The following is a 1,830-nucleotide window of genomic DNA, read 5'->3' on the forward strand; positions in this document are numbered from 1 at the left end:
GCCACTCCCGCTCGTAGAGCGCCAGGACATCGGGCTCGCTCATCCGCTCCTGGTGCAGTTGCCAGGCGAGCAGGCGCAGGGCGGGAAAGCGAGCGATCTCGACGGTCGGGGTAGTCATGGGTCGATCTTAACGCCGCCGCGGGGTGTCGGCCATTGAGCCTTCATCGTCGTTCCGGACAGCGCTGGTCATTTGGAGTCCAAGGCTTCAGCCTTGGCCTGCCGATCCAAGGCTGAAGCCTTGGACTCCAGTCGGCCGGCGCCCCGGCTGACACGCCCCGGCTGGCCGGAACAATCAAGGCCCATACCGCTAAAGAGATCGGGCTCGCGGAGGTAGATCAGGGCTTGGCGCCCGGACAGCATTGTCCGATACTGCGGCGCATGACAGGTTCCGAGTTTATCCATCCCCGATGAACTTCGCTTATCCAGTGACATTGACGCCGGACGCCGATGGCGGGTTCGTGGTGACCTTTTCCGATTGGCCGGAGGCCATCACCCAGGGCGAGACCCGCGACCAAGCGCTGGAAGAGGCAGCCGATTGCCTGGAAGAGGCCGTTGCGGCGCGCATCGATGACCGTGCGGAGATTCCGCTGCCATCCTCTCAACAGGCCGGCGAGGCGACCGTGGCGGTACCCATCGCCACCGCGCTCAAAGCGGCGCTGTACCTGGCAGTGCGGGAGGCGGGCATCGGCACCAGCGAACTGGCACGGCGCCTGGGTATCCACGAGAAGGAGGCACGACGCCTGCTCGACCCCCGCCACGGGAGCAAGGCCGCCGCGCTGGAGCGGACCTTGACCGCCGTGGGTCGGCGCTTGACCGTCGAGGTAAGGGTGGCGGCATAGGCCCCGATCGCACAGCCCGTAGGATGCGGTGACGTAAGGAACCGCATCGCATCGTTCGAGCGGCTGGGCATCGGTGCGGTTCGCTCCCGCTCCGCACCTATATCATGCCCAGGCGGACAACCCAGCGGCGACCAGCGCCGTCCATGACCCACCTTGACACCCCTATCGGCGCGGATCTTCTCGTCGTGCCCAAACGGGCCGCCGAGATTCGCGGCATGGCCACGACGGACTTCGTAGTCGCCGTGGTCCAAGAGGCCGCCCAATGCACCATCGCCGAGACCGCGGTCGTCCGTCTGTCTCCGACCGATTCGGATCGCTTCGCCGAGCCCATCCCATACCCGCCGTCTCCCGCCCTGGAGCGTGCCTTCACCCCCGCCATCACGAGCGACTCGGGGGCGACTGACCGGCTACGCGTTACGCCGTCCCACAACTTATTCGTGGTGCGTCCCCTATTTCTCCTCAGCCAACCCGCGATTTCGCTCCCCCAGAAGCGGCCTACTTCCAGATTGGACTCGTCGTCCTGGCCGATCACGGCAAAGCGGCGTTTCAGATCGACAAATTCCATAAAGAGCCTGTGCGCTGGCAGTTAAACCGAGATCCCTGCCGGACAATCAGGGATGGCCCGCAAGGATCGCTCATTGCTATCGATTGCGCCAGATCGATTCGGTGCCGTGTCGCCGTTATGGATCGGGCCGGCGGGTTAGGCCGACCCGCACGAAGCAGGGAAGACCACCGTTCCCTTAGGGATGAGCTTTAGATCAACGGTCGAGCGACTGTGTCTCAGAGATTGCGCAACAAAAGCGTTGACCGATCAACCTTGCGCTCAGGGTAGGTGAGGGATGCCGGTTCGCCCTGTCCGAGCGGATTCGCTACACCGAAAAAGTCGGCCACATCTTCAAACAATGCCCGAGCAAATGAAACGGACTGCGCACCCGACGCAACGCGGTGCCAGTCGAGTACCTTGAGCGCCTCGTTGCCGCCAAGGACCTCA

The 1,830-nt window shown here is 64.2% G+C and carries 4 protein-coding genes; 2 read left to right on the forward strand and 2 right to left on the reverse strand.

The annotated features are described in order from the left end of the window. Nucleotides 1-186: 186 nt before the first annotated feature. Entirely contained in the window at nt 187-402 is a 216-nt protein-coding gene (locus QZY03_RS05325; protein WP_295578791.1) for a hypothetical protein, read from the reverse strand. A 5-nt stretch (nt 403-407) separates the two neighbouring features. On the opposite strand from QZY03_RS05325, the gene QZY03_RS05330 reads away from it, so the two are divergent. Together QZY03_RS05330 and QZY03_RS05335 are read left to right on the forward strand one after the other, a co-directional pair. Beyond that, nucleotides 408-839: a type II toxin-antitoxin system HicB family antitoxin gene (locus tag QZY03_RS05330; protein WP_295578793.1), complete on the forward strand. Its 432-nt coding sequence runs from the start codon at nt 408-410 to the stop codon at nt 837-839. Nucleotides 840-1,054: 215 nt separating this feature from the next. Then, nucleotides 1,055-1,429: a DUF1778 domain-containing protein gene (locus tag QZY03_RS05335; protein WP_295578797.1), complete on the forward strand. Its 375-nt coding sequence runs from the start codon at nt 1,055-1,057 to the stop codon at nt 1,427-1,429. 190 nt (nt 1,430-1,619) lie between these two features. Here QZY03_RS05335 and QZY03_RS05340 read toward each other — a convergent pair. Next, nucleotides 1,620-1,830: hypothetical protein (locus QZY03_RS05340; RefSeq protein ID WP_295578795.1), on the reverse strand; the 211-nt coding region annotated here is incomplete at its 5' end.

Source organism: uncultured Lamprocystis sp., assembly GCF_903933125.1.
Taxonomy (GTDB): domain Bacteria; phylum Pseudomonadota; class Gammaproteobacteria; order Chromatiales; family Chromatiaceae; genus Thiodictyon.